Genomic DNA, 25,695 nt, shown 5'->3' with positions numbered 1-25,695 from the left:
TACTAATATTTGACTAATTTTTAAAAATAAATTTTTTAGGAATAATTGCTGATTTTCGCTTATGTTCAGTATTTTTGTGCATCATCTTAATTTTATTAACAATATTATTATCTAACAATTTCTCTTGACCGTTTAAAAAGTTATCTAACTCAGCATAAGTTATTCCCATCTCTTTTTCATCAGTTTGCCCTGCTCATAAACCTGCTGATGGAGGCTGATTAATAATTTCTTGCGGAATATTTAATAACTTAGCAGCCGTATTTATTTGACTTTTTAATAAATGAATTAATGGTAAAATATCACAAGCACTATCACCATGTTTAGTAAAATAACCTGTATATCATTCATCAAAGTTACTAGTGCCGACAACTAAATATTCATTTGCTTGTGCTAAGGCATATAAAGAAGTCATTCGGAGACGAGGTTTACAATTAACTAATGCTTTTTGTTGCAATGATGATAAACCATCGTGTCAATTAAAGTTATTTTGTAATTCATTATAAGCTGACTCTAAATTAATAATTTGTAATTTTAAATCTAATGTCGCTACTAATTTTTTTACTAAAATTTCATCATTACTTGATGAATAGCAAGGCATAAAAACAGCTAAATGGTTATCTGGCATTGCTTTTTTAATCAAAGCAACAGTAACGGCTGAATCAATACCACCAGATACACCAACAATTAATCCTTTAGCATTAGCTAATTTTACTTGTTCTTGTAATCATTGAACTAAATAATCTAAATATTTCTGTAATTCCATTAATTAATATCCTTTCACTTAAAAATTTTCGTCAAGTCATTGCAACTCATAATCAAAAATTTTAATTGTATCCCCTTTTTGAATGCCTTTTTTAACGAGAATTTTAAAAACTCCTAAATCTCGTAACTTCTGATTAAATAATAATAAATTATCATGTGTTGTTAATGGAAATTTGTGATAAATGCGATGCACACTAGCACCAATTACTTTTCAATGACCATTTCCTAAATTTTCAACAATGACTTCTTCGTTTGTTGGTGTAAAACGATAGATTGTTGGTGCCATTTCTTGCTTTAATTCTGGTATTTTTTTAATAGTTTGCAATTGCCTATGAATAATATGAACTAATGATTCAATTCCTTCTCTAGTTCAAGCAGAAATTGAGTAAACTTTTTGTTTAATTTGCTTACTAAAAAGTTCTAAATTACGAGAAGCATCAACTTGATCCATTTTACTAGCAACAACTATTTGTTGCTTATTTTCTAATTGTAAATTATAATCTTTAAGTTCTTTTTGAATCACTGAATAATTATCATAAGCATTGGGTAAACTAATATCAATAAGATGAACTAATAACCGGCATCGTTCAATATGCCGTAAAAATTCATATCCTAAACCTTTTCCTAAACTAGCACCTGCAATTAATCCTGGTAAATCAGCAACTACAAAAGAAAAGTTTTGATGTTTAACTACACCTAATTGCGGGGTTAAAGTTGTAAAAGGAAAATCACCAATTTGTGGTTTAGCGTGAGAAATAGTTCCTAATAAAGTAGACTTCCCAGCATTAGGCATACCAACAATCCCGACATCTGCTAATAATTTTAATTCACAAGTAATTTCTTTTTCATCGCCTAAATCACCACGAGTAAATATTGTCGGAGCACGATTTCTGGAATTAGCAAACCGACTATTTCCTTTACCTCCACGACCACCATCCGCAACAATAACTTCTTGTTTGTTAGTAACAATATCACCAATTTCTTCTTTATTTAAAGCATCATAAATAATAGTACCTAAGGGAACACTAATATAAGTATTTTTAGCATTTTTACCGTGCATATTTTTATGTTGCCCATTTTCACCATCAACACCTTTAATTTCTTTTTGATAGTTTAATTCTAATAATGTATTTATTCCTTCATCGCCAATAAAAATAATGTTACCACCATTACCGCCATCACCACCAGCCGGCCCACCTTTTGGAACATATAATTCACGACGAAAAGCAACAGCACCATCACCACCTTTGCCAGCTTTAACTTTAATTGTAATCTTATCAATAAATTTCATTCATATCATCCTAGTCTTTTAAAAAAAATCAAATCAATAATATTTTAACATAAAAAAATGTTTTCTTTTTAAAGGATAATATTTACTAAATATTTTAAGCAGGTTCCAATTGTCTTGTTTTTCGCTTTGTTATTGCTTTTTGCTTATTTTCTTCCTGTAGTTTTTTTAATCGTGCTTGGTTATTTAGCTGTCTTCGAATTTCTTGCTCTTGTTTTAATTTTTCTTCTTCACGAAGTTTTTGATTTTTACTTTGTGCGATCTTAGCAGTTTGTTCAGCAAGATTTTGTTGTAAATTTACACAATTACTAATTTGTGATTCTGCTATTTGTTCTTGCCTCTTTTCTAATCTACTATTTATTAATGATTGTTCATCTTCTTTCTTATTTTTTTGTTGTATAAATATCTCTTCTAGTTCTTGTAAATATTTAATATCTTTGTTCTCTTCTTCTTGATTAACATTAAAACTATCATTTTTAGTTTGAAAACTTTCTTTGCTAGAAGCTATTAATTTTCCTTCTTCTTGAAACTCTTGATAAAATTTTGCTCGGTTTTCCTTACCTTGTAAAACTTTATCGGTTTAGGGATTATATGTTGAATATGACATTGAAACAGTGTCTTCATCAATATAACTATCAGTAGATTGTTCTAATAATGAAGCAGTGTCTTCTTTAATATGACTATCTGATAGCGGTAATTTAATATTAAATTGACTAGTATTTTCTTTTGCAATAATAGATAACTTGTCTTTTAATTTAATATTAACTGCTAAGAGTTCACTAGTATTTCTACAAATAAATTTATCATTCTCGGTAATATTTCTTGATAGAAAACAACCATGCTGAGTATGTTTTCAGTTAGATTTATTTAATCTTTGTAAGTCTAAGCATTCAAGATCTTTTGAAATTGGGTAATCAATTCGAGTTTTTCTCCATTCACCATCACCAAGGCAGGCTATCGGACTTGGTTTACTGAATTGAAGAAGAGAAAATCTACAATTTTTTACCTGTTTTATCGTTTTACTTGAAAAATTTAACAAATCTAAATATTTTGATTTTTCTAAACAATGACCAGTTGTAATATAAATATTCCTTAATAAGTGGTCATACAAAAAATTAAGTTTTGTACTTCGATTGTATAAGGTCTTAGAATCAAAATATGGATTAGTATCAACTGTTGAATTATTACTAAAATGAATATCAATATTCATTGATTTTTTAAGTTTATTAATTGCTTCACCATTATCACTAACGAATTCATTAACAATGGTTTTAGCAATATCTAAACTTAAATCTTCAATATTTTTAGTTAATGTTTTTATCTCATCATTACTAATATTCCCATTCAATATTGCCTTTTGTGTAATACAAGCAATTGGTTCATAAATACTTTCATTAATAAATTGTAAATAAATTTGTGGTGGTAAATAGTAATCAGTTATTCATTTTTTTAATTCTTTTCAATACTTTTTAATATTAGAATATGATGTTGTTAATGATTCTTCTTTTATTTCTTTATTAATAACTGCTACTTCTTTGCTTACTAAATAATTTTTAACTAAACTTTTAATTTCATTATTAGAAGGAATTAAAGGACCAGAAATACTTTCAATATTACTATGTGGCGTACTATCTTTTCTGACAACATTTTTTCTAATTGCTTCATTTAAACCAGATGCTTCTAAAAAATCATTAACTTCTTTTAGAATCTTCTTATATTCATAGTCACTACTTCCTTTTATATTATAATCACTATACATTTCTTTAAAACTATCTCTACTATGTAAATATTGCAATACTTTTTTCGTTAATTCTTCATTCTTTGAATCAAAACTTGGATTACTAAATTGATTAGTTTTTTCAATAGCATTAATTTGTGAATTAGTATAAACTGGATATTTTGAGCATAGTTTAAGACCATTCATAACTAAATTGACATATTTTGATTCATTATTTGTTGCTAAAACATTATGGACATAATAATCAATAATTTTAGAAGTAGTATTATTTAATTCTTTTTTACCAATTGAAAAAAGAATTTCTGTAATTTTGTTTCTAATAAAAGATTTATCATTGGTATCATTGATTTGAAAATTTTTATTCAAAATAACTTTGGTTTTTGTTTCATATTTAGTTCTAATCTCTTTTAAAAAAACATTAAAATTAGAGCTCAAATTATTAAAAATAAATTCTATACTATTAAAGTGAACACCAGTACCATCAGTTCCTACTATTTCAGCAATTTTTAAATCAGCACTTAGAATTTCATCTTTAAATGAATTAATTAATAATTCAATTTCACTTTCTTCAACAGTATCTAATAACAATTTAGTAATATTTTCATTATTTTCTTGAATAAATTTATTTACTGCACCTTCTAATAAAAAATTGTTAATGGCATTAACTTGTTGTTCTAAAGTTAATTTAAAATTTTTATGCTTATTAAGTTCAGTATTACAAAAACCTAAAAATTTAACTTTTAAAAATTCTTTATCAATATTTTTAAAAATCTTATTATTAATGAGGTTTTTAACAACTGGATTAGTCATCATTGCATTTCATATAGTTAAATTTTCTTCTTCATTAGCATTAAATTTTAACCTATTAAAATTTTGCTCTAAAAATTGAAAAAATTTTTGCTCTGCTTGAGCTATTTCTACTTGTTTTGAATTAGTTTTCTTATTATTTTTTGTAGTAAATATTTTATAAATCTCATCATTAAAATTACTACATAAACTATTTTCCCATTGTTCTTTTAATTTCTTAATATCATCAGAAGATATTTTTTGTTCTTTTAAACTTTGTTCTTTAAGGTGCCAATAACCTTTTATATTATTTTCTTTAATACAAATAATATTTCAAATTAATTTATCTTCAGTTAAAATGAAATCTTTGTCATTAAAATCAATTGGTGTATAGTTGGAAAAATTCTTTTCATTTTTACTATATTTATGATTCATTTTTTGTTGTACCATATAAATATTATCAAGACTTAAATATTTTTTAAGAATTGGTAAAACTTCGCCATTCAACAATTTGTTTTTAAATTCCTCAATTAATTCATTATTTTTAAATTTTATTAATTCTCACTCCATTAGTTTTTTTGATTGAGTTTTTAGTAAGGTTTGATTTTCCAATATGTCTGACTTTTTAATATGCGCCATTCATAAAAAATATTCATTACTATCAATGTTAAGCTTAAAATTATTTTGTAATCAAAATGTATGTGCTATTTTCATTTTTGGTAATAAATTCTCAAAATATTCATTTGACATAAAATCTGCAATCGGTATCTCTTTAACAGGGCGCATAAAGTTTTGTTAGGTGGGTAAAGATTTGAATAATTTTGAAAGAAAAGCAACTAAAAATTTATTACCTTTTTACTTGAAAAATAATTAATAAAACAAAATATTTAATATTAACAAACATATTCTTAATAAAAGGTTATAAAAACTAAGTAAAATGCTTATAAAAACAACATTAAAATAATTTTTTACAACAAAAATCATACATAAGAAATATATACTTAATTTGCATATTGAAATAATTTATAGTAAATGACTATTTTTTCTTTTTTAAAAAATACCTAAGAAAACTAAACGCGACCTATATTTTCAAAAGATATGAAATTATTATTTAAAATGCTATTATTTAATGATGAAAAAAATTCCATTTTTTCATCATTAGTATAATTCATTGACAAAGCTTTAATCCGATAATCAATGCGATCAATATATTCTTTTATTTGGATTTTTTGACTAATAAAATTTTGAATTTTCATACTAATGCTATCAATTTTTTGATAATTAAAAAAATCAAATTTACCTTTTAAAGTTTCATTAGCAAATAAAACAGTTTCTAATTGACGATAAATATCAATTTCTTTTTGAAGTAAAATAAAATCCATCTTTAATCTTTGTAAATTGCCGATATCATATTTATAATAATTTTTAAATTGTTCAACACTTGCATTAAATTTTTTTTCAATTACTGTTGGTAACATTAATTTTTCCTTTCAAACTTAAAATAAAAATTCACTTATTAAAAAATAAGTGAATTTAAAAAATGAACTAATTCATTTTATTTTTTTATTGCAAAACGAAACAAATTGCTATAGTTAATAGGATGTTATCTATTAACTGGTAAACTTCTTTTGGTTATGGCGACCACCCACAATTTATCGTGCCTTAATACATACCAACATTATTAATTCACTTGTATTTAATTTTCAAAGAACAAACTTTTAACATCTTATAAAATAAAAAGACAATCATTGCTGATTGTCTTAATACTTATTCAAATCTTTACCTACCTAACAAAACTTTATGCGTCCAGAATAATTAAATAATTATTCTTTTAAGTTTTAATATACCCAACTTTCTGGCATTAAAATGTTGGTTGTCCAATTAATGAACCAATTACTAAAAATACTATTGATAATACCATAATAACTATTAACAAAGGTCAAAGTCCTTTTAATAATGAACCATATGAAATATGTGAGAGAGCAATAGCTCCCATAACAACACCAGAAGTTGGGGTTACTAAATTAACAATTCCTGATGCTAAACTAAAACTAGTAATTGCTCCTGATGTTAAACCGACACCTAATGCAGGAGCAATAATACTAAAAACTGCTGTTGCAAAACCACTAGCAGAAGGAATTAAAAATGATAAGGGAACAAATAAAAAATATAAAATTAAAGGAATAGCTCATTGTGGTAAATTAACAATACTATTTTTAATTCCCGCAATCATAATTTCTTGCATTCCTGTGCGTTGTAAAATTACTGTAATTCCACCAGCTAATGCAATTACTAAACAAACAGATAAAATAGCAGAGCTTCCTTGTAAAATATCATTAACTAACATTTGTTCTGATTTTCAATTAACAAAACCAATAATAATTGTCGCAATTAAAAAGAACGAAGAAACTTCTAATAAACCACCTACACCAACTCCCGGAATAAATTTGGTTATATATGGCACTTCAGTATTAATTGTTTTCCCAAATTCTTTAAAAATACTAATACCAAATTCACTTCAAGCAATTAAATAAAAAATCATTACTACAAATGCTAAAGCAAGCAGGATTAATGAAACAATTCTTCGCTTTGTTAATGGCACTTCTAAAATTGATTTTTTAAAAATTTTTTGATGTTCACTATGCATTGAAAAAACAACTGAATTACGGTTATCTTTTTTAACACGATAAGCATAAAGCATTACAAAACCAATCGCCACCGTTGTCATCACAATTCAAATTATAACTCTTCAAACTATTCCTGTAGTTACTGCTAACTTACCAACAATTCCACCATCTATTGCAGCCTGAACAGCAGTACCAATTAAAAATGGATTAATAATTGAACCTAAAACACCAATCCCAGCTCCTAACAAAATAATTAATAATCCCGTAAAAGCATCAAATCCCGCAGCTAAAATAATTGGTAAAATTAAAGCATAAAATCCTAATGTCTCTTCTGCCATCCCATATGTTGTTCCTGAAACGGAAAAGAAAATCATTAAAATAGGAATTAACCACAACTCCTTATTTTTTAAATTAGAAATTAACTTGCCAATCAAAGCATCTAAAGCTTGAGTTTTCATCATCACATTAACAAAAGCCCCTAAAATTAATACAAAGATAATAATTGATGCCCGACCTTTATTAGTAAAACTTTCCATCGGAACTCAAAAAATATCAATAATTCCTGCTGGCGTTTTAGCAACCGCCGGAATTCAAGATAAAAAAACTAAAATAATAATAATTAAAAATAAAATGGTAAATGCCGTTGGCATTTTAAATTTAAATCACTTTTTCATATCGCTAATCAACCATTGCCACTAACAAAACTCATCTAATAATATTAATTTCTAAGAATTTTCCCAGTTCAAAGCTAAATTGATATTTACTATCCTTCATAATTTGTATCCCTTTCTAATTTCACATATTTGCATATATTTTAGCACAAAAAAACAACAAGAATTAACTTGTTGCTTCTCATAATATTTAATTTAACAAAGAAAAAGACTATTTTTTATAAACTGAAACTTTCGTTCTCTTTTTACCATAGCGTTCATATTTAACAACACCGTTAATTAAAGAAAACAAAGTATCATCGCCACCACGACCAACACTATTTCCAGGATGAATCTTAGTTCCCCGTTGACGATAAATAATCATCCCCGTCTTCGCTAATTGTCCATCACTTAACTTAGTACCTAATCGTTTAGAATGTGATTCACGACCATTACGACTAGAACCAACACCTTTTTTAGAAGCAAAGAATTGAATATCTAACTTAAATCTCATCATAATAATTATATCTCCTTAATTTCTATATTTTGTGGATATTGCTCAGCAATAGTTTGTAACTGATAAACCATTGTATTCAACACAATTTGATTAACAGCTTCCACTTCTAAAACCTTAATAATAATATCATCCTTAACCGAAATACTAATACTATCTTGACACTGCCGATCTAATGCATTTAAAGTTCCAAAAACAACAGCACTAATCGCACTACAAACAATATCTTGACCCTTTGCTTTAAAACCAGAATGACCACTAACAATTACTTGATAATAATTATTTTGCTGTCTTTGAATCTGAACCCGAACCATTATTACTATCACTAATTTCTGCTGTCGGCACCGCTTTTGACTTAGTTTCAACAACTTTAGAAACCTTTTTTGCTCCATCTAATAAAATATCAATAATTTTTACTTGTGTATATGGTTGACGATGACCATACTTAGTTTTACTATTTTTTTTCGGTTTATAAGTAAAAACCACAATCTTTTTTTCTTTACCTTGTTTAATTATTTGACCAACAACCTTAGCATTTGGTACAAGCGGTCGACCAATGTTACCATCAATCATTAAAACCTTATCAAACTCAACAACATCGCCAGCATCACCAACGATTTTTTCAATTCAAATTACTTGTTCCTTTTCAACACTTAGTTGCTTGCCACCAGTTAAAATAATAGCAGACATATATACATACCCTCCAGCTTAGACTCGCCAATTTAGGTGAGATTAAACTACTTATAACCTATTTCGTGCGGTTGAAACCGTTTAAAGTTATCACAAATTAATATTGCAATACTTACAACATTAATAATTATAACCTAAAATAAATATTTTCGGTAGCAAAATATGAAATTGGGTCGCGTTTAGTTTTCTTAGGTATTTTTTAAAAAAGAAAAAATAGTCATTTACTATAAATTATTTCAATATGCAAATTAAGTATATATTTCTTATGTATGATTTTTGTTGTAAAAAATTATTTTAATGTTGTTTTTATAAGCATTTTACTTAGTTTTTATAACCTTTTATTAAGAATATGTTTGTTAATATTAAATATTTTGTTTTATTAATTATTTTTCAAGTAAAAAGGTAATAAATTTTTAGTTGCTTTTCTTTCAAAATTATTCAAATCTTTACCCACCTAACAAAACTTTATGCGCCCAACTCACTTGTATTTAATTTTCAAAGAACGAATTTTTAACATCTTATAAAATAAAAAGACAATCATTGCTGACTGCCTTAATACTTATTCAAATATTTATCTACCTAACAAAACTTTATGCGTCCATGTAAATTTTTTTATGTCCTAATCTTCATTATTACTTATGACAAGGCCTAAATCTGCTAAAGGTATTTCATCTAAAAAATATTTTACATTATTTTGATTTAAAAATTCTTTAACAAGACCATACCTTTTGTGATTAAACCACTCATTTCAAACATAAATAAACTCTATTTTAATATTGTATTTTAATAACAATTGTGAATAAAAATATTTTTTAAATGGGGCTGTTTGAATCTTTTCATCAGTTGAACCACTAACAGTTTGTGTTTTACACTCAATTATATATAATATTTGTTCAACTGTATCAAAATAAAACTTATCTGGAAATAAGCGAACATCAATATCTGCCTGTAAATCAATTTTCTCATCTAACTTTATTGATAAATAATCATCAAAGAAATCATAAAACTTGCTATTTGGCTGTTCACCCATATATCCTAATTCTTTGTCATACTTATCTACAATTTTAAAAATATTTTTAAATGTTGTAATTTTAAGAATAAAACCAACATTTTCTAAAGTTTCTTTAAATTGAAAATAATTTTCAAAACTTAAACCTGTTTTATTAGTATTTGCTCCACCCCTACCATTTCTTATCACTAACTTTCCTCCTTTTTATTCCATATTATAATTTCTTTAGCACCTGTTCTTTTTTTACCATTAGAATTAATACTACGATTCACATTTACTACTAAATAATTAAATTTAGAGTTTAAACTTAATAAATCATATATTTCAAATGTTTTTTCTGTATATGAATTGCTCAAAATTACATTAACTTTTTTATTAATTAATTTCAATGCACAATCTCGTAATCTTATTTGGTCTTCTAATGTAAACCCATTACTTGTATAACTAGTAAAACTTTTTGTATTTTCTAATGGTATATAGGGAGGGTCAAAATATACCAAATCATTTTTTTTAGCAAATTTTAAAACAAATTCAAAATCAGCATTTAAAATTTTATTTTTTGAATTATTTAAAAACTTTGAAACAATTAAAATATTATTTTCATTAACAATATTTGGATTTTTATAATTGCCAAAAGGAACATTAAAATAACCATTAGAATTTACACGATACATTCCATTAAAACAAGTTTTATTTAAATAAATAAATCTTGCACTTTGTTCAACTTTTTCTTTCAAGGAAACACTACTTCGTAATTTGTAAAATGCTTCACGATCTGATTGTCTCACATTATAATAATAATCTTGTGAATTATTTTTTTCATACATACGAAGCGAATTCAATAATTCTTGAGGATTTTCTTTAACAACTTTATATAAATTTATCAATTCAGAATTTTGATCATTAATAATAAAACTAGGCGGTGAAAGTTTAAACAACAAAGCACCACCACCAACAAAAGGTTCAATATAAGTTTCATAATTTTTAAAATTCTCATTAACAATTTTTGTTAATTCATCTAATAATTGTTTTTTACCACCAACTCACTTAACAAAAGGTTTTAACATCTGATTCAACACACCTTTCCTAATTCTTATCTATTATAAAATATTTTTTCATATCTTTTAAATTTTTAATAAAAAATTGTTGCTTCACACAACAATTTTAAATTATCTACTTACTAAATTTCTAGCATTACTCTCTTCACATATAAATCAAGGTATCGGCTGGTTCACCGCAAGGGCAAGTTCCGGCATCTGCTTTGCTTTCTTTTAACTCCACATTAGCTTTAAATAAATAGGAATATCCTGTTTGCAATGCTATTTTGGCTTTAGTACCCTTTTCAATTGCTACTAAAACAGTATATCCTTGATTAAGATATTGTTTTATTGTTTCTAATTGGCCATCTAATACTTCTTTAAGGTTGGTTAAATCTTTTGCCATATTTATTCCTCCTTGTGTATTATTATGTTGTCATTATAAACTAGTTAAAAAGGTTTTACCATATGATAATATTGCTTACCATAAATAGTTATTATTGAATGTTGTTTAAAACCTAATTTTTCATATAAAACTTTAGCCCGATGATTACCAAAATAAACATTTAAAGATAAACTTGTTAAATCATTATCGTGATGATGATTTCAAATATAATTAATAATATCGGTACCAATACCTTTTCCTTGATATGCTTGATGAACAGCAATTACTTCTAAATACAATTCTCCTGTCTGACTTAATTTTTCTAGTTTGATATTTGTAATGCCAAACTTATCTTTTCAAATCTTTAAAGTATTAGCATTCAATTGATTAATTGCATCATCTCTAACAATTAAAGCAATCGCAATTATATTATTGTTTTCTTCTTTTACAAGATAGTTTTCATAACTGTAATAATGATTATCTAATAAATATTGTTCTTGAAAGAAAAGAATATCGCTAACTTTATTTTGTGGTAAAAATAACAAGGTATCTTTACTAGCAAATACATTATAAATTAATGTTGCAATTTGCTGTAAATTTTCTAAACTCTCATTTTTCTTTGCTTTTCTAATCATTTATATCCCTCGTTCATACAATTTTATTACACAAAAATTTATTAAATAACTTTGTTATCTTGATTTTTAGTTCATAAGAACGCAAGAGCAATAATCGCAATAATCGCACAAGCATAGAAATAATAAAAGACATTGTCTCAATTACCATTACCAGCAATTCCCGCAACAACTGGTTTTGACATCACAGCATCTCCAAAATATCCAAATAATCCTGTAAGTCCTGAAGCTGTGGCCGCGGCTTTTTTATTCGTTAATTCAATTGCTGTTGCTCCAATCATTGCCTGTGGCATATAGACACCAAAACCAGCAACAATTATAGCAGTAATTAATACGGCGATATTACCTCTAGGAGCATTTTGAAAGATAACTAGACCACCGATACCAATAATTAATCCAAAAATCATTAATGGTGCTTTCCGATTTTGAAATAAATATCTAGCACCATAGGCTGCAAATATTCCACCAGCAATTCCTGACCATTCAAAAAATGACCACAATCATTTACTATCTTTTAACTTAATACCATGCATTTCATCGGCAATTTTTATTGCTCACGAAGACATTCCTTGTCGTAAAACATAAACTCAAATATTTGCAAATGCTAAAATTCAAACATATTTATTTTTTAAAATATATTTAACAAAAATTTCTTTGATTTTTAATTCTGTTTTTTCTTTAGCATGTTCAGTTATTCCTTTTCATTTTTCAACAGTTGGTAATCCTTCGGCCTCAGGTCGGTCTCGCAAACCTCAAAAAACCAAAGGTAAAAAAATTAAAGCAATAATACTAGGTACTCAGTAATATAACCCATAAATTGTACCACCTGGGTCAATTAATTCAATTAAAGGAATAATAATTAGTGGAGCAAAAGCGGCTCCTAATCCTTGTCCGGAATTTCAAATCGCAAGTCGTGGTGATCGTTCTTTATCAGTAAATCAATGTGCCATCATTCTCGCAGTAGCTGGTCAGCCCATACCTTGAAATATTCCTAATGCTGTTAAAATAATAATCATTACCACTAATGGAGCAACCGTAATTTGACCATTACCAATTTGAATAACACCACCTAAAGCAATATTTAAGATGGCTGAAACTAGTAATCCCATCGTCATCACAATTCTTCCTGAACTACGATCAGCAAAACCACCAATAATAAACTTACTACATCCATAAGTAATTGAAAAAAACATTCCCATTAATGCATAATTATATGTACTTAACCCTCCAGTTTCCATTAAATGACTACCAGTTATATCAACTGATTTTCGAGTAAAGTAATACATCATATAACCTAAAATTGATACAATAAATACTTGATTTCTTAAAAAATTAAACTTTTTATTAACAGTTTTTAAATCACTACTAAACGGCTCTTTAGCAGCCGGTGGTTTAAATATATTTTTCATTATTATCTCTTTCCATTTTCATTATTTTTTATTTCTTAGATTTTACTTTTAGAATATTATGTCTCATCTCCTCAATTTCTGCGATTTCATGAACATCATTAAAAAGATGAAATAACATATAATTTAACTCATCAGGCTTTTTAATGTTAAGACGAAAAAATTCAACAGTTTCATCAATAATACCTAATAATTCTAATCCCTGTTTATTATTAATTGTCTTGCTCAAAAATCTTTCTTTAATTATTATTGGCATATCACGCATAAAACTATAATCACTAAAAACTTTATCATCTTGTGAATGAACATAAATTTTAAATGCCATTACTCTTACCATAATCGTTTTAACAGCTGTTTTAACAGCTGTAACTTTAGCAGCCATCATATTACGAATAAATATTGCCACAATCACAGTTATGGTTCCAATAGGAATAATTATGGAAACAATAATATCAATATCAACATCAAATTGAGTTGCAAAATATGATTTAGCAATTGTATATGAGTTTTGAATAACTAATACCATTACAAAAAAACCAAAATTACCACCGCGCCATCATTTTCGTGGTAAAAAAGCAGGACTATCAACCTTAAAAATTCAGCGATTTAAAGTAGAAATCACAACATTAAAAATACCATAAATAATAGCAATTATTGTCGTAATAAAGTTAAAAAAGCAAAAAACAATTGTTAAACTAGTAATAAAATCTAAATAAATTTTAGTATTAAAAATAAAGTAGTTATTGGGATATACCGTTGATAATTGATATTTTTTTTTCAAAAAGTCTTCTACGAAGATTTTTAATATTAATTAATATATAAAAAAATAAAGCAATAAGAGCAATCGTCGCACTAATAAAAACATAAGAATAAGCAAGATTAATATTTTTGATTCGGTCATTCCAAGCCGCTTCTCAATCAACAACATCAGTTTTTGTCCCAAAAAAATCAAATTTCATTAATGAAAAATCAATAATTGGATAAACAGTTAACTTAATTAATTGCTTATAAATTTCTTGTTTCTCAACATTTGTAAGCGTTGCCTCTTTAAGTTGATTTAAAAGTTTACTAATTTCTGGTGTATTATTTACCACCCCTCTTTCTTGAATAAATAAAATTAGTACATAAATTAACATCGCTGTAAAAATCATTCAAAAAATCGTTAACAATACATATTGTTTACCTAAAAACTTAGATAAGCGCTCTTGTGATAACTGAATTTTTGGTGATAACTTTTTAACCTTGCGACTCACCATCATTCCTCCTATAAAAAATATTAATATTTTTTTAAACTATATAAATAATAGCATATTTTATTATTCCCACCAATAAAATATTAGAATGATTGATATAATAATTAGTAATTAATATAATCATTTGAAAGGAAACGATATATGACTTACACGGCTTGATAAATTATTTTAATAAAATAAGATATTTTAATAAAGAGGAGCAAAACCATATGACTTATTTACTAATAGCATTAGCAATTGCTTTAATAACTGCTTTTATTATTTTTATTATTATTGATTACAATAAACTAAAAAATGCTATTAACAATGAAATTGCTACCACACTTAAAAAGATAGGTGAAAAAAAATTCAAAAATTATGACTTTAATGATAAAGTTTATAAATCACTATATAATGAATTAAAAGAAGAAATAAGTCCCTATCGTAAAATTATGTCCACAAAATACAAAAAGCATCCTAAAACTACCTCCTATCACAAAATTGAAGAAATTATTACTAGACATTATGAACAAGATAAACAAATTAAGAAAAAGCAAAAATAAATTTATCTTAAATGAATAGCGGTGTTACTCTTATTTATATGTAACACCGTTATTTTTCTCAACTTACTTAGAATAAATAATCGCAAACAATTTAATTAATACTAAAAGGACATATTCATTTTTTGCTTGTAACGAAGCATTTTTCAAATCAAATATTGGACTAAAAAATTGCACAAATAAGTGTTCTGTTTTGCTAAATCAATTAGGTAAATTATTAGCAAAAACTAAAACTAAAGACTTTTCTTTATTAACAGCAAAATAATCATTAGCATTAAATAAACAAAAATCAATTTTATAAAATAAACGATTCAATTTTTTAATAAATGGTTTTAAATTAGTACTAATAACTTTATCAACTAACAAATAAACTTTATGTTGCTTTAATAAATAATTGGCAACTATTTCTTGGTTCAATTCACTAATTAAAAAGTTATTATGTTTAATACCCTTTCAAAAATTATTACAAGAAAAACAATTTTTTAAACTAGCATCCTCAGTCGGATTTTTCTTTTTATATGCTTGTAAAAAAGCAAATTTAAACTCTGAATAACCACTATAACCTAATTTTTTACAAAAACGAATAATTGATGCTGTTGAAGTATAAGCTTGCTTTGCCAATAATGTTAAATTAATATTAGCAAAATCATTAATGTTATTTAAAATTGTTTGAGAAATTAACTGATCAATACTTTGCTCATTCTCTTGTGAATATTGTTGAACAACCAAAATAATATTAGTCATAAGTTAATGAAGTTAGTACTAATCAGTTATATTGTATTTTCATTCTTTGTCAAAACCTCCAGCAAAAGTATTATAACAAAGTAAAAATTCATACAACCAAAATATACAAATACGATATAATTTTCACAAAATGAAAATATTTTCACTGTTCTATTTACGAGATAAAATTATTATTTGACAAATTAATTGCATTCTTTTCCTTCTTTAATTAATTTCATTTATGATTTCCTTTTTTTATGGTCAATTTTTTATTCCTGTTTAAGTGCCTCATTCAACTGTTCAAATGTTGTTATTCATTTTCAATTGTCATTTTGAACATATCGTTCAAAACAAACATAAAATTTTTTAAAATTAGTAAAATTAAAATCATAATAACCATATTGTAAATACTCGTCATTATGATTAGCGATAACTTTTTGCCCTAACGCTTTCGTGTCATTAATAAATTTTTTGCTAACTAATTTATCATAATAATTATTTCTTAAAGAATTTACTAATTTATGTCAATTAATAACAAAAGCTAATTGATTAAAACCAAAATATTCGACTTTAAATTCATTAATTCATCATTGTTCTTTTTCATCTAAACACTGACATTTTTTGACATTACAATTAGGATGTTCAACAAATTCTTCTAATAATTTAATTTTAATATCATTAATACTACCATTAATATTTCTAACAAAATCATGGAGTTTACTATAAAAATGTTTACCATCTTGTTTTCCAGACTCAATATGCTCTTCATAATCAAGAGGTGACATTTTTAATAGTTTGCTTAACTGAATTTTATGTTGCTTAAATCTCTCACCAATCCCATTTTTATTTTTTGATTGACCAATATAAACAGGAATTAGTTTATTAAGTTTAACTGTTGGCAACTGAATATATAAAGCATAAATACCTTTTTTATTTAAATCATTAGAACTGTGTGACCTTTCTACTAATCATTCATATAGTTTTATTTTTTCTAAAAAACTTTTTTGAATCATAAGTTTCCTTTCATTTATTAATCATTTAAAATATCGTCCATTGATAATGATATTTGATCATTAGCATTAGATATTTTTTTATCCTTTTTTAAAGAAGAAATTAATGATGCTGATTGTAAATTATGCTTTCTTAAATCATAATAACGGTCATCTTGAATTCATTCTACATTAACATCCTCTAAAAAATAACTAACACTTTCTAATAAACGACCATAATGAACTTTATTAATGGCAAAATTTTCAATCGTATTATTTTTAGTTAAAATGTGAACTTTACTATTATTAGGAATTACAAACGATGTAATTACATAGGGAATAATAGTTTTAGTTATTTTAAAAGAATGAACCCCTTTCGCTGGACGATGTAGTAAAGGAATATTATTAATTTTAATTTTTTTAACCCCCGCTGTAGTAAAAGAAACATAACTATCATGCTCATCATTAACAACATTTAATGATACAACTTTATCATCATCTTTTAAATTAATCGCTTTAACACCTTTAGCTTTGGCACTAATAATTGCAATATCATTTTCATCATATCTAACAACAAAACCTTTTTTAGTTGTTAAAATAACTTGTTTTTTACCATTACTTAAATCAAAACCAACAACCTCATCATTGGGTTGTAAATTAATCGCTTTTAAAGCTTTAGATATTCTTGTTGCTTTAAAATCACTAATAACAGTTCTTTTAATAAATCCTAACTTAGTTGCTAAAATAACAAATTGGTCTTGAATATCAAAATCATTAATTAATATCGCACCAAGAACTCTTTCGTCACCCGTCATTGTTGAAAAGTTATTAACATGCTGTCCGATATCCTTTCAACGACTTTCTTTTACTTTATGTAAAGGAACAATACAATAATTACCTTGACTAGTAAACAGTAATAAAGTACTTAATGAAGTAGTTGATAATGAAGCAACATTAATATCTAAAGGTTTTCGGCCATAATCTTTCATATCTTGTTTAGCAACTACTTTTTCATTAATAACTTTAATATAACCATCACGCGATATCGTAACAAAAATATTTTCTTCATTAATTATTTCTGTTTTTTCAATAATAATTTCTTCCACCATATTCTCAATAACTGTTTTTCGTGGCGAATTAAATTCTTGCGAAATAGTTTGTAATTGTTGAATAATCAAAGCTTTTTGTTTTTCTTTTTTCTTAATAATTTCTTGTCAAGTTCTAATTTCTTTTTGTAAAGATTTTTCCTCTTCTTTTAAAGCATTAACATCAGTTGATGTTAAACGATACAATCGTAACGAAACAATAGCTTCTGATTGTAATTCCGTAAAATGATAAGTTTTAATTAAATTTTTCTTAGCATTAGCCTTATCAGTTGATTTACGAATCGTAGCAATAACCTTATCCAAAATTGTTGTAACTTTAATTAAACCACTAACAATTTCTAAACGAACAATCGCTTTTTCTAAATCGTATTTAGTTCTTTTTTGAACAATATCAAATTGATGTTTTAAATAAGCATCTAATAAGTTTAATATCCCCGCACAAATTGGTTTGTTATCTTCAAGAACAACCATATTAAGATTATAAGATACTTGTAAATTACTATGTTTTAATAAATATTTCCGAATTGTCTCGGCATCAGCATCCTGTTGTAAATTAATTTCAATATGAACTCCTGACATATCACTTAAATCAATAATATCCTTAATACCACTAAGTTTTTGTTCTTCTTTAATATCCGCAATTCGCGTTACTAAATCACTTTTAACAACTTCATAAGGTAACTCCTTAATAACTCATTTTCGATGACGCGGTGTCCCTTGTAATTCCATTTTACTACGAATAATAATCTTACCACGACCAGTTTTATAAGCATTTAATATTCCATCCCGTCCTTGAATAATACCACCCGTAGGTAAATCAGGCCCTTTAATAATTTTCATAATTTCTTTTAATGAACATTCAGGATTATTAAGACGATAAACTAAGGCAACAATTAATTCCGATAAGTTGTGAGGCGGAATATTGGTTGCATAACCAGCAGCAATACCCATACAACCATTTAAAAGCAAATTAGGAAAGTACGCTGGTAATACTGTCGGTTCAGTTTCTGAATCATCAAAGTTAGGGGTTCAACCAACAGTTTTTTTATCTAAGTCTTGTAATAAATACTTAGAAATTGCATTTAAACGCGTTTCGGTATATCGCATTGCCGCTGCTGAATCACCATCAATGGAACCAAAATTACCATGACCATCAATTAGTGGTACTCTTAACTTTCAAGGTTGCGCCATTCGCACCATTGCTTCATAAATGGGAACATCACCATGCGGATGATATTTACCAATTACTTCACCAACAACCCGAACTGATTTTTTGTGAGGCCGATCAAAAAATAACCCTAAATTATTCATTGCATATAAAATTCTTCTTTGCACTGGCTTTAAGCCATCACGAACATCAGGCAATGCTCGTTCTTGAATAATATATTTCGCATATAAACCAAACCGTTCAGCAACAATTTCATCTAATTCATGAACCACACTATTTCTGTTACTTTTCATTTCATTCCTCCTTTCATTTTATGAAGCAATAACAAAATTATCTTCTAATGTAAAATTAATGTTAGCTTCAATTCATTTTTTGCGTTTATCACTATCATCACCCATTAAAGTAATAATCTTTTTTTCAGCTTTATGACGATCACCAATAGTAACTTGCACTAGTTGTCTAGTTTCTGGATTCATTGTTGTTGTTCATAATTGATCGGCATTCATTTCTCCAAGTCCTTTATAGCGTTGAATTTCACTTTTAGTATGTTTTTCTAATTGCTTATATAAATCTTTTTGATTTCAAGCATAACTAATTTCATTAGATTTTTTGTTACTAATTTTATATAACGGTGGTAATGCTAAATAAATCTTTTGCGCAGCCATTAAAGGCTTCATATAACGATAAAAAAAAGTTAATAATAAAATTTGAATGTGAGCGCCATCAACATCAGCATCGGTCATAATAATAATTTTATCATAATTAACATCATCTAAATCAAAATGCTCACCAATGCCACCACCAATAGCATTAGTAATCATATTAATTTCAGGATTTTTTAATAATGTTGCTAAATTAGATTTTTCAGCATTAATTATCTTCCCTTTTAAAGATAAAATGGCTTGAAAACTTCGCGCTCGCCCCATTTTCGCAGTACCACCAGCCGAATCACCTTCAACAAGAAATAATTCATTTTTATTACGATTCCGGTTTTGCGCTGGCGCTAACTTGCCAATTAACATTCGGTCTTTTAAACCTTTTGATTGTCGTTGTCCTCTTGCTTGTTCGCGAGCTTTTCTTGTAGCTTCTCTTACTTCTCTAGTTTTAATAATCTTTGTTAAAATTTCATAAGCAACAGTCTTATTTTCTTGTAATCAAAAAGAAAATTGTTTAGTGACAATATTATCAACAATATTTTTAATTTCATTAGTTCCTAATTTACTTTTAGTTTGTCCTTCATATTGAATCATATTTTCAGGAATCCGTACCGAAATAACTGCTGTTAATCCTTCACGAACATCACTACCTTCAAAGTTTTTTTCTTTTTCTTTTAAAAGATTTTCTGTTCTAGCATAATCATTAATAACTTTCGTTATGGCAGTACGAAAACCAACAACATGGGTTCCCCCATCAATAGTTTTAACATTATTAGCAAAACTAATAATATTTTCACTATAAGCATTACTATATTGCATCCCCACTTCTAATTGAACATTATCCATTTCACCTTTTAAAAGCATAATTGGACTAATAATTTTTTCATCAGCGATTAAATATTTAACAAATTCTTCTAAGCCATTAGTAAAACAAAATTGTTCTTCTTTTTTACTATGTTCATCAACAACAATAATTTTTAAACCACTAATTAATAATGCTGACTCGCGAGCTCGCTCACAAATCATTGAATATGAAAACTTAAAATTATTAAATATCGTACTATCAGGGCGAAAATGAACTACAGTACCAGTTTTTACTGTTTTACCAATTAATTTTAAATGTCGTGCTAAATGACCCCCATTTTTAAAACCAATTTCGTAAATTTTTTTATCACGATAAATTGTTACATAACAAAATTCACTTAACGCATTAACAACCGATGCCCCCACACCGTGTAAACCACCTGATGTTTTATAACTATTACCATCAAATTTACCACCAGAATGTAACATTGTAAAAATAACTTCTGGTGTTGATTTTCCTTTTTTATGCATTCCCGTAGGAATCCCCCGACCATTGTCTGCAATAATAATTGAATCATCTTTTTTAATAGTAATCTTAATTTCATTACAATATCCAGCTAATGCTTCATCAATCGAATTATCAAAAATCTCTCATGCGAGATGATGCCACCCTTTCCTATCTTTTGACCCAATGTACATTGACGGTCGTTTACGAACACCATCTAATCCCTCAAGAACTTGAATTGAAGATTCATCATAGGTATTTAGCATTTTAATTCACCCCTTTATTGTTGTTAATTATTATTTACTATTATACTTATTAATAAAATTTAAAATATCTTGATATACTTGTTCTTTACCAATTTCATTTAAAATTTCATGACGCATTCCTGAATATAATAAAATGCTTGTTTTTTTAAAACCATATTGACGATATTTTCTTGCAGTTTTTTCAACATCTTTACCAAAATTACCAACCGGATCACTCATTCCCCAAATAAAAAATATTGGTAAAGTTTTCCGAGTTTTAATAATATTTTTCTTTTTCATAATATACAATAAACCTGTAAACATATCTTTAAAAGCACTAGCAGTAAATATTTGTCCCGTTAAGGGATCATTTCTAAATTTTTCTTGAATATTTTTATCACGAGTTAGTCAAGCTAAATCATTATCTTTTTTAAATAATTTTCTTACTAAATTTTTTATAAGTTAAATTATTAATAAAATTACTAGGAGAATGTAATGGTTGTCGTTTTTGTAAATATTTAGCAATAAATTTACCAGTTCATAATTGCATTTTTGATTTTCAAGTTGTGGCACAAATAACTAATGATTCAATAGTATAAGAGTATAATGTTGCATAATGTCGCGCTAAAAATGAACCCATTGATTGCCCTAACATTGTAATTCCTAATTTGGGATAATTATGAACAATATAATCATTCACTACTTTTAAATCTAATACCAGCTTATCTCAACCATCCTTAACACTAAAAAATCCTAAGTGGTCTTTATCAGTAACCGTTTTTCCATGTCCCCGAAGATCATTACCAATAACGATTCAACCATTAGCATTTAAATACTTAGCAAATTCATCATAACGAAAAGCATATTCACTTGACCCATGCACTAATTGCATAACCCCTTTAGGTTTAATGACTTGATCTCATATATATAAATGAAGTTCATTATTATCAAACGATAAAATTTTTAATTCTTGCATTTTTTCCATCTTCCTTTTCTAAAATTACTACTTTAAGTACAAAACTTAATTTCTATAATGTTACTTTGAATATCTGATGACTAAAACTATTATAAGAATTATGCCATATATAATGATTATATTATAAATTAAGCAATAAATTTTAAATTAAACAATAATATAATAAAATTACCTTATATACCTTATAATAGTAATATAATATTAAATAATTAATATTAGAAAAGAGATGATTATATGAGTACTGCATCAATCATTATGACAACCTTGGGATGTGTTATTGGTTATTTAGTTGGTTCACTATCACCAGCAATTCTTATTAGTAAATATTATTTTAAAACTGATGTCCGTAACCATTATTCCAAAAATGCCGGTGCTACTAATGCTGCCAGAATTATGGGAACCAAATTTGGTTTAATTATTCTTATTTTAGATGGTTTAAAAATTGGTCTTGTTTTAGCAATTGTAAAATTACTATCACTAATTAATTCACCAAGCTTTACTCTTAGTGAAAGCTCAGTTTATATTAGTGCTGTTTTTGCTGTTTTCGGACATTGCTTGCCAATTTATCATAAATTTAAAGGTGGTAAAGGTGTTGGACCCTTTTTAGGCTTTACACTTTTTCTTAATCCAATTTATTTCATTATTGCAACTATTGTATGATGAACAATATTTCTAACTATTCGCATTGTTTCTATTGCCTCATTAATATGTGCTATATCTATTTTTTGTTGCTCTTGAATTACGCAAATAAACAATTTGCCTGTAAATATGTGAATTAATCACTCCGAGTTATTTTTTTCATACTTATTGCCTAATTATTGAACGCAATTAATTGTTGGTTTGATTGTTTTAATTGTTATTTTACGACACTATCAAAATATTTATCGAATTTTTACTGGACAAGAAAAACAATTTAGTAATAAAAAATAACACAAAAAATGCTCTGCCAATAAATTTTAGCAGAGCATTTTTTTATTTTTTAAGATTAAAACATAAAAATTTGTTAGTTTCACACTCTTTATTGAAGTTATTTTTTATCATTCTTATTCAAATGATTTAAATCCTCATTTTTGTTTTATTAATAAAGTAAAGTAAAAAGGTTTAAACTTTACAAAGTTTAAACCTTAATCATTTTTTTATTGCAGAACACATTCCCAAACTGCTATAGTTTCTAAAAATATTTAAAAACTGACTATTTTTCAATGCTAATAGGTAAGTCATCCTAAGTTATTTTATTTATTAGTTATGCATTATTCTAATAAATAAATGGTATTAACTTATTTTTTAATTATATAATAAAAAAATATAATTCTCAATGATAAATCTATAAAATTTTGGAAAAAGTAAAATAAAATCAAAATTTATGAATTTTATGATTTAATTCTTTAAACAAAATAATAATGCTAGAAACTTCTAGCATTATTATAATATATTATTATCTATAAAATTTTCTTTTTTCATTTTCTAAAACGATAATGTTTAAAAAAAACTAAATCTTCAACATTAACTTGAGAATTATTTTCTAATTGTAAATAGCATCGATAACCATAAAAATATTGATTATATAAACGATTAAATAAATAATAAGCATATGGTAACATTAAAAGACCAATTCCAAAAATCGTAGCAATGGAAATTCAATTATATACCAAGAAAATTATCGCTAAAATTAAAAACAATCCTTGAAGAAAAAGAATAAAAAATAAAATCATTTTATAAACTAATAACTTATTTTTACTAGTATATTGAGTCATTAATTCTTGTTTTAATTTTGCATCCATTAATTACTCCTTAACATGGTTGAGCTCAATAATTTACTAAAATACCTGGCAAAAAATATGACATTGTAGCACCTGTGCCACATCCATTACTAACTTCCGCCATAATACTACCTTGAATTAATAAGGTCGCAGCAATTATCGGCAATGCAGGGGCAACTGCTGCACTTCCTAATAATACTTTTACTAAGAGCAGCAACAATCGTTTGAAAACCACCATTTATTATGCCACCAATAGAAATACCTTTAACAATTGACTCATCAAGATAAAAATTAAATCCTCACCAAAAAAAATCAATTTTATTAACCCCAATATAAGAAGATTTAAATTCCTCACTAAATGAAATATTATGAACAATTTTTAATTTCTTATTATCCTCAATAATATTAATAATTCCTTGAACATACAATTTATTATAAAATTTAATAACAGCATCAATTTGCGATGAAGTTGGTAGATAATTAATTTCATCAACAATTTGTTTCTTAATAACTTCTTTGTATTTTGATAATCCTATTACTTTACATAATTTTTCTGTTATTTCATTATTAATAATTGGATATAGCATATTAATAGATGAACCCATTATAAATATGCTAGCAAATCCTAAAAAATGACCTCTCATCATTAATATTCCTTTCAATTTTATTAATATTTAAAAATATTAAGAATTAAAAAATTACTATTATTTCATTTATCACCTTCCTTTGCAAATTAGTAATAATGTCATTATAAACATTCATAAAATTTTATAAATATTTCTAACTAAAAATGAAACTAAAAATCAAAAAGTGTAATTAATTTCATAATTTCTTATATCACAGTTACCAAACAAATTTAATAAGAAGGCGACTCAAGCGGATCATATTTAGGTAAAAATTGGGTAAAAAACTTATTTAGTAATTCTCACATTACCGTTTTATATTCTTCTTCTGTTAATAATCATTGTGAAAAAGCTTCAGCAAAAAGTTCTCGCAAACTATTAGTTCGACCATAATTACTTCTAATAATAGACCACGCAAATAATCTGTTTTGCATAATTTCTTCAATACCAATTTGATGGGCAAGTCATTCTACTAAATAATCACTAGCTGTTTGAATTCTTTTTTCATCACTACGATTTTTAAAGGATTTTAAAGATGAAACAGTACTATTATTAGGACAAGCATTAGCATAATATTTTCAACACATTCCTATTGAAGGGTTTAAATTTTTATCTTCACAAGGATAATAATTACTATTAAATCTACTTCTAGTATGGAATAATGAATTTAAAAAGTTTTCAATCGCATGACCATATTCATGAACAATAACGGTTGTAATATTATTTGCTGACCAATATCCATTTTCAAATTGATCTCTAATATTTTCATAATTATTAAAATTATTAGAAAAAACCATATATTGTCATAAACGAGCAATATTTGC

General features: G+C 26.2%; 26 protein-coding genes and 1 other annotated feature. Of the genes, 2 read left to right on the top strand and 24 right to left on the bottom strand.

Going from position 1 to position 25,695, the window contains the following annotated elements:
• Positions 1-13: 13 nt before the first annotated feature.
• The 15 genes from nadE to AAHF53_RS00915 all read right to left on the bottom strand — a co-directional run bounded on the left by nadE (position 14) and on the right by AAHF53_RS00915 (position 14,780).
• Positions 14-763 (bottom strand): NAD(+) synthase, encoded by a 750-nt coding sequence (gene nadE, locus AAHF53_RS00985; protein ID WP_342189917.1) that lies wholly within the window; start codon positions 761-763, stop codon positions 14-16.
• Positions 764-781: 18 nt separating this feature from the next.
• Entirely contained in the window at positions 782-2,053 is a 1,272-nt protein-coding gene (obgE, locus tag AAHF53_RS00980; RefSeq protein ID WP_342189916.1) for a GTPase ObgE, read from the bottom strand.
• A 577-nt stretch (positions 2,054-2,630) separates the two neighbouring features.
• Positions 2,631-5,360: a hypothetical protein gene (locus AAHF53_RS00975; protein ID WP_342189915.1), complete on the bottom strand. Its 2,730-nt coding sequence runs from the start codon at positions 5,358-5,360 to the stop codon at positions 2,631-2,633.
• 284 nt (positions 5,361-5,644) lie between these two features.
• The gene (locus AAHF53_RS00970; protein ID WP_342189914.1) at positions 5,645-6,052 is read right to left on the bottom strand and encodes a hypothetical protein; all 408 of its coding nucleotides are present in this window, start codon (positions 6,050-6,052) and stop codon (positions 5,645-5,647) included.
• Between the two features lie 383 nt (positions 6,053-6,435).
• Positions 6,436-7,875: a YfcC family protein gene (locus AAHF53_RS00965; protein ID WP_342189913.1), complete on the bottom strand. Its 1,440-nt coding sequence runs from the start codon at positions 7,873-7,875 to the stop codon at positions 6,436-6,438.
• A 208-nt stretch (positions 7,876-8,083) separates the two neighbouring features.
• Positions 8,084-8,365: a 50S ribosomal protein L27 gene (gene rpmA, locus AAHF53_RS00960; RefSeq protein ID WP_338968963.1), complete on the bottom strand. Its 282-nt coding sequence runs from the start codon at positions 8,363-8,365 to the stop codon at positions 8,084-8,086.
• A gap of 8 nt (positions 8,366-8,373) precedes the next feature.
• A complete protein-coding gene (locus AAHF53_RS00955; protein ID WP_338968835.1) occupies positions 8,374-8,679 on the bottom strand; it encodes a ribosomal-processing cysteine protease Prp in 306 nt (101 codons plus the stop codon).
• Entirely contained in the window at positions 8,645-9,055 is a 411-nt protein-coding gene (rplU, locus tag AAHF53_RS00950) for a 50S ribosomal protein L21 (protein ID WP_375315613.1), read from the bottom strand. Before rplU ends, AAHF53_RS00955 begins: the two co-directional genes overlap by 35 nt.
• Positions 9,056-9,065: 10 nt before the next feature.
• Positions 9,066-9,138, bottom strand: a sequence feature (ribosomal protein L21 leader region).
• A gap of 536 nt (positions 9,139-9,674) precedes the next feature.
• A complete protein-coding gene (locus AAHF53_RS00945; protein WP_342189912.1) occupies positions 9,675-10,253 on the bottom strand; it encodes a hypothetical protein in 579 nt (192 codons plus the stop codon).
• On the bottom strand, positions 10,253-11,131 hold the full coding sequence (locus AAHF53_RS00940) for a DNA adenine methylase (protein ID WP_342189911.1): 879 nt from the start codon (positions 11,129-11,131) through the stop codon (positions 10,253-10,255). Before AAHF53_RS00940 ends, AAHF53_RS00945 begins: the two co-directional genes overlap by 1 nt.
• Positions 11,132-11,258: 127 nt before the next feature.
• The gene (locus tag AAHF53_RS00935) at positions 11,259-11,507 is read right to left on the bottom strand and encodes a hypothetical protein (protein ID WP_342189910.1); all 249 of its coding nucleotides are present in this window, start codon (positions 11,505-11,507) and stop codon (positions 11,259-11,261) included.
• Positions 11,508-11,551: 44 nt separating this feature from the next.
• A complete protein-coding gene (locus AAHF53_RS00930) occupies positions 11,552-12,121 on the bottom strand; it encodes a GNAT family N-acetyltransferase (protein WP_342189909.1) in 570 nt (189 codons plus the stop codon).
• A 41-nt stretch (positions 12,122-12,162) separates the two neighbouring features.
• Positions 12,163-13,527 (bottom strand): MFS transporter, encoded by a 1,365-nt coding sequence (locus AAHF53_RS00925; RefSeq protein ID WP_342189908.1) that lies wholly within the window; start codon positions 13,525-13,527, stop codon positions 12,163-12,165.
• Positions 13,528-13,555: 28 nt separating this feature from the next.
• Positions 13,556-14,305 (bottom strand): hypothetical protein, encoded by a 750-nt coding sequence (locus AAHF53_RS00920; RefSeq protein WP_342189907.1) that lies wholly within the window; start codon positions 14,303-14,305, stop codon positions 13,556-13,558.
• Positions 14,265-14,780: a hypothetical protein gene (locus AAHF53_RS00915; RefSeq protein ID WP_342189906.1), complete on the bottom strand. Its 516-nt coding sequence runs from the start codon at positions 14,778-14,780 to the stop codon at positions 14,265-14,267. The genes AAHF53_RS00920 and AAHF53_RS00915 overlap by 41 nt, the downstream gene beginning before the upstream one ends.
• A gap of 206 nt (positions 14,781-14,986) precedes the next feature.
• On the opposite strand from AAHF53_RS00915, the gene AAHF53_RS00910 reads away from it, so the two are divergent.
• Positions 14,987-15,319: a hypothetical protein gene (locus tag AAHF53_RS00910; protein ID WP_342189905.1), complete on the top strand. Its 333-nt coding sequence runs from the start codon at positions 14,987-14,989 to the stop codon at positions 15,317-15,319.
• Between the two features lie 63 nt (positions 15,320-15,382).
• On the opposite strand, the gene AAHF53_RS00905 is transcribed toward AAHF53_RS00910, so the two are convergent.
• The 6 genes from AAHF53_RS00905 to AAHF53_RS00880 all read right to left on the bottom strand — a co-directional run bounded on the left by AAHF53_RS00905 (position 15,383) and on the right by AAHF53_RS00880 (position 22,488).
• Positions 15,383-16,060, bottom strand: a complete 678-nt coding sequence (locus AAHF53_RS00905; protein ID WP_342189904.1) for a hypothetical protein — start codon at positions 16,058-16,060, stop codon at positions 15,383-15,385.
• Between the two features lie 248 nt (positions 16,061-16,308).
• Positions 16,309-17,052, bottom strand: coding sequence for a hypothetical protein (locus AAHF53_RS00900; RefSeq protein WP_342189903.1), 744 nt, complete (start codon positions 17,050-17,052; stop codon positions 16,309-16,311).
• Between the two features lie 17 nt (positions 17,053-17,069).
• Complete coding sequence (gene parC, locus AAHF53_RS00895) at positions 17,070-19,595, bottom strand: DNA topoisomerase IV subunit A (protein WP_342189902.1); 2,526 nt, start codon at positions 19,593-19,595, stop codon at positions 17,070-17,072.
• An 18-nt stretch (positions 19,596-19,613) separates the two neighbouring features.
• Positions 19,614-21,533: a DNA topoisomerase IV subunit B gene (parE, locus tag AAHF53_RS00890; RefSeq protein WP_338968691.1), complete on the bottom strand. Its 1,920-nt coding sequence runs from the start codon at positions 21,531-21,533 to the stop codon at positions 19,614-19,616.
• Positions 21,534-21,563: 30 nt separating this feature from the next.
• The gene (locus AAHF53_RS00885; RefSeq protein ID WP_425289523.1) at positions 21,564-21,863 is read right to left on the bottom strand and encodes an alpha/beta hydrolase; all 300 of its coding nucleotides are present in this window, start codon (positions 21,861-21,863) and stop codon (positions 21,564-21,566) included.
• Positions 21,864-21,942: 79 nt separating this feature from the next.
• A complete protein-coding gene (locus tag AAHF53_RS00880; protein ID WP_342189901.1) occupies positions 21,943-22,488 on the bottom strand; it encodes an alpha/beta hydrolase in 546 nt (181 codons plus the stop codon).
• Positions 22,489-22,722: 234 nt separating this feature from the next.
• Between AAHF53_RS00880 and plsY the strand changes: the two genes are divergently transcribed.
• On the top strand, positions 22,723-23,418 hold the full coding sequence (gene plsY / locus AAHF53_RS00875; protein ID WP_342189900.1) for a glycerol-3-phosphate 1-O-acyltransferase PlsY: 696 nt from the start codon (positions 22,723-22,725) through the stop codon (positions 23,416-23,418).
• A gap of 509 nt (positions 23,419-23,927) precedes the next feature.
• On the opposite strand, the gene AAHF53_RS00870 is transcribed toward plsY, so the two are convergent.
• The 3 genes from AAHF53_RS00870 to AAHF53_RS00860 form a co-directional block, all read right to left on the bottom strand.
• Positions 23,928-24,269 (bottom strand): hypothetical protein, encoded by a 342-nt coding sequence (locus AAHF53_RS00870; protein ID WP_342189899.1) that lies wholly within the window; start codon positions 24,267-24,269, stop codon positions 23,928-23,930.
• Positions 24,270-24,376: 107 nt separating this feature from the next.
• Positions 24,377-24,895 carry a hypothetical protein gene (locus AAHF53_RS00865; RefSeq protein ID WP_342189898.1) on the bottom strand — a complete coding sequence of 173 codons (519 nt, stop codon included), beginning with the start codon at positions 24,893-24,895 and terminating at the stop codon, positions 24,377-24,379.
• A 209-nt stretch (positions 24,896-25,104) separates the two neighbouring features.
• Positions 25,105-25,668, bottom strand: coding sequence for a hypothetical protein (locus AAHF53_RS00860; protein ID WP_342189897.1), 564 nt, complete (start codon positions 25,666-25,668; stop codon positions 25,105-25,107).
• Positions 25,669-25,695 lie beyond the last annotated feature (27 nt).

The organism is Spiroplasma endosymbiont of Dilophus febrilis (assembly GCF_964030685.1).
Classification (GTDB): domain Bacteria; phylum Bacillota_I; class Bacilli_A; order Mycoplasmatales; family Nriv7; genus Nriv7.
This window is presented reverse-complemented; position numbering and strand designations above follow the sequence as displayed.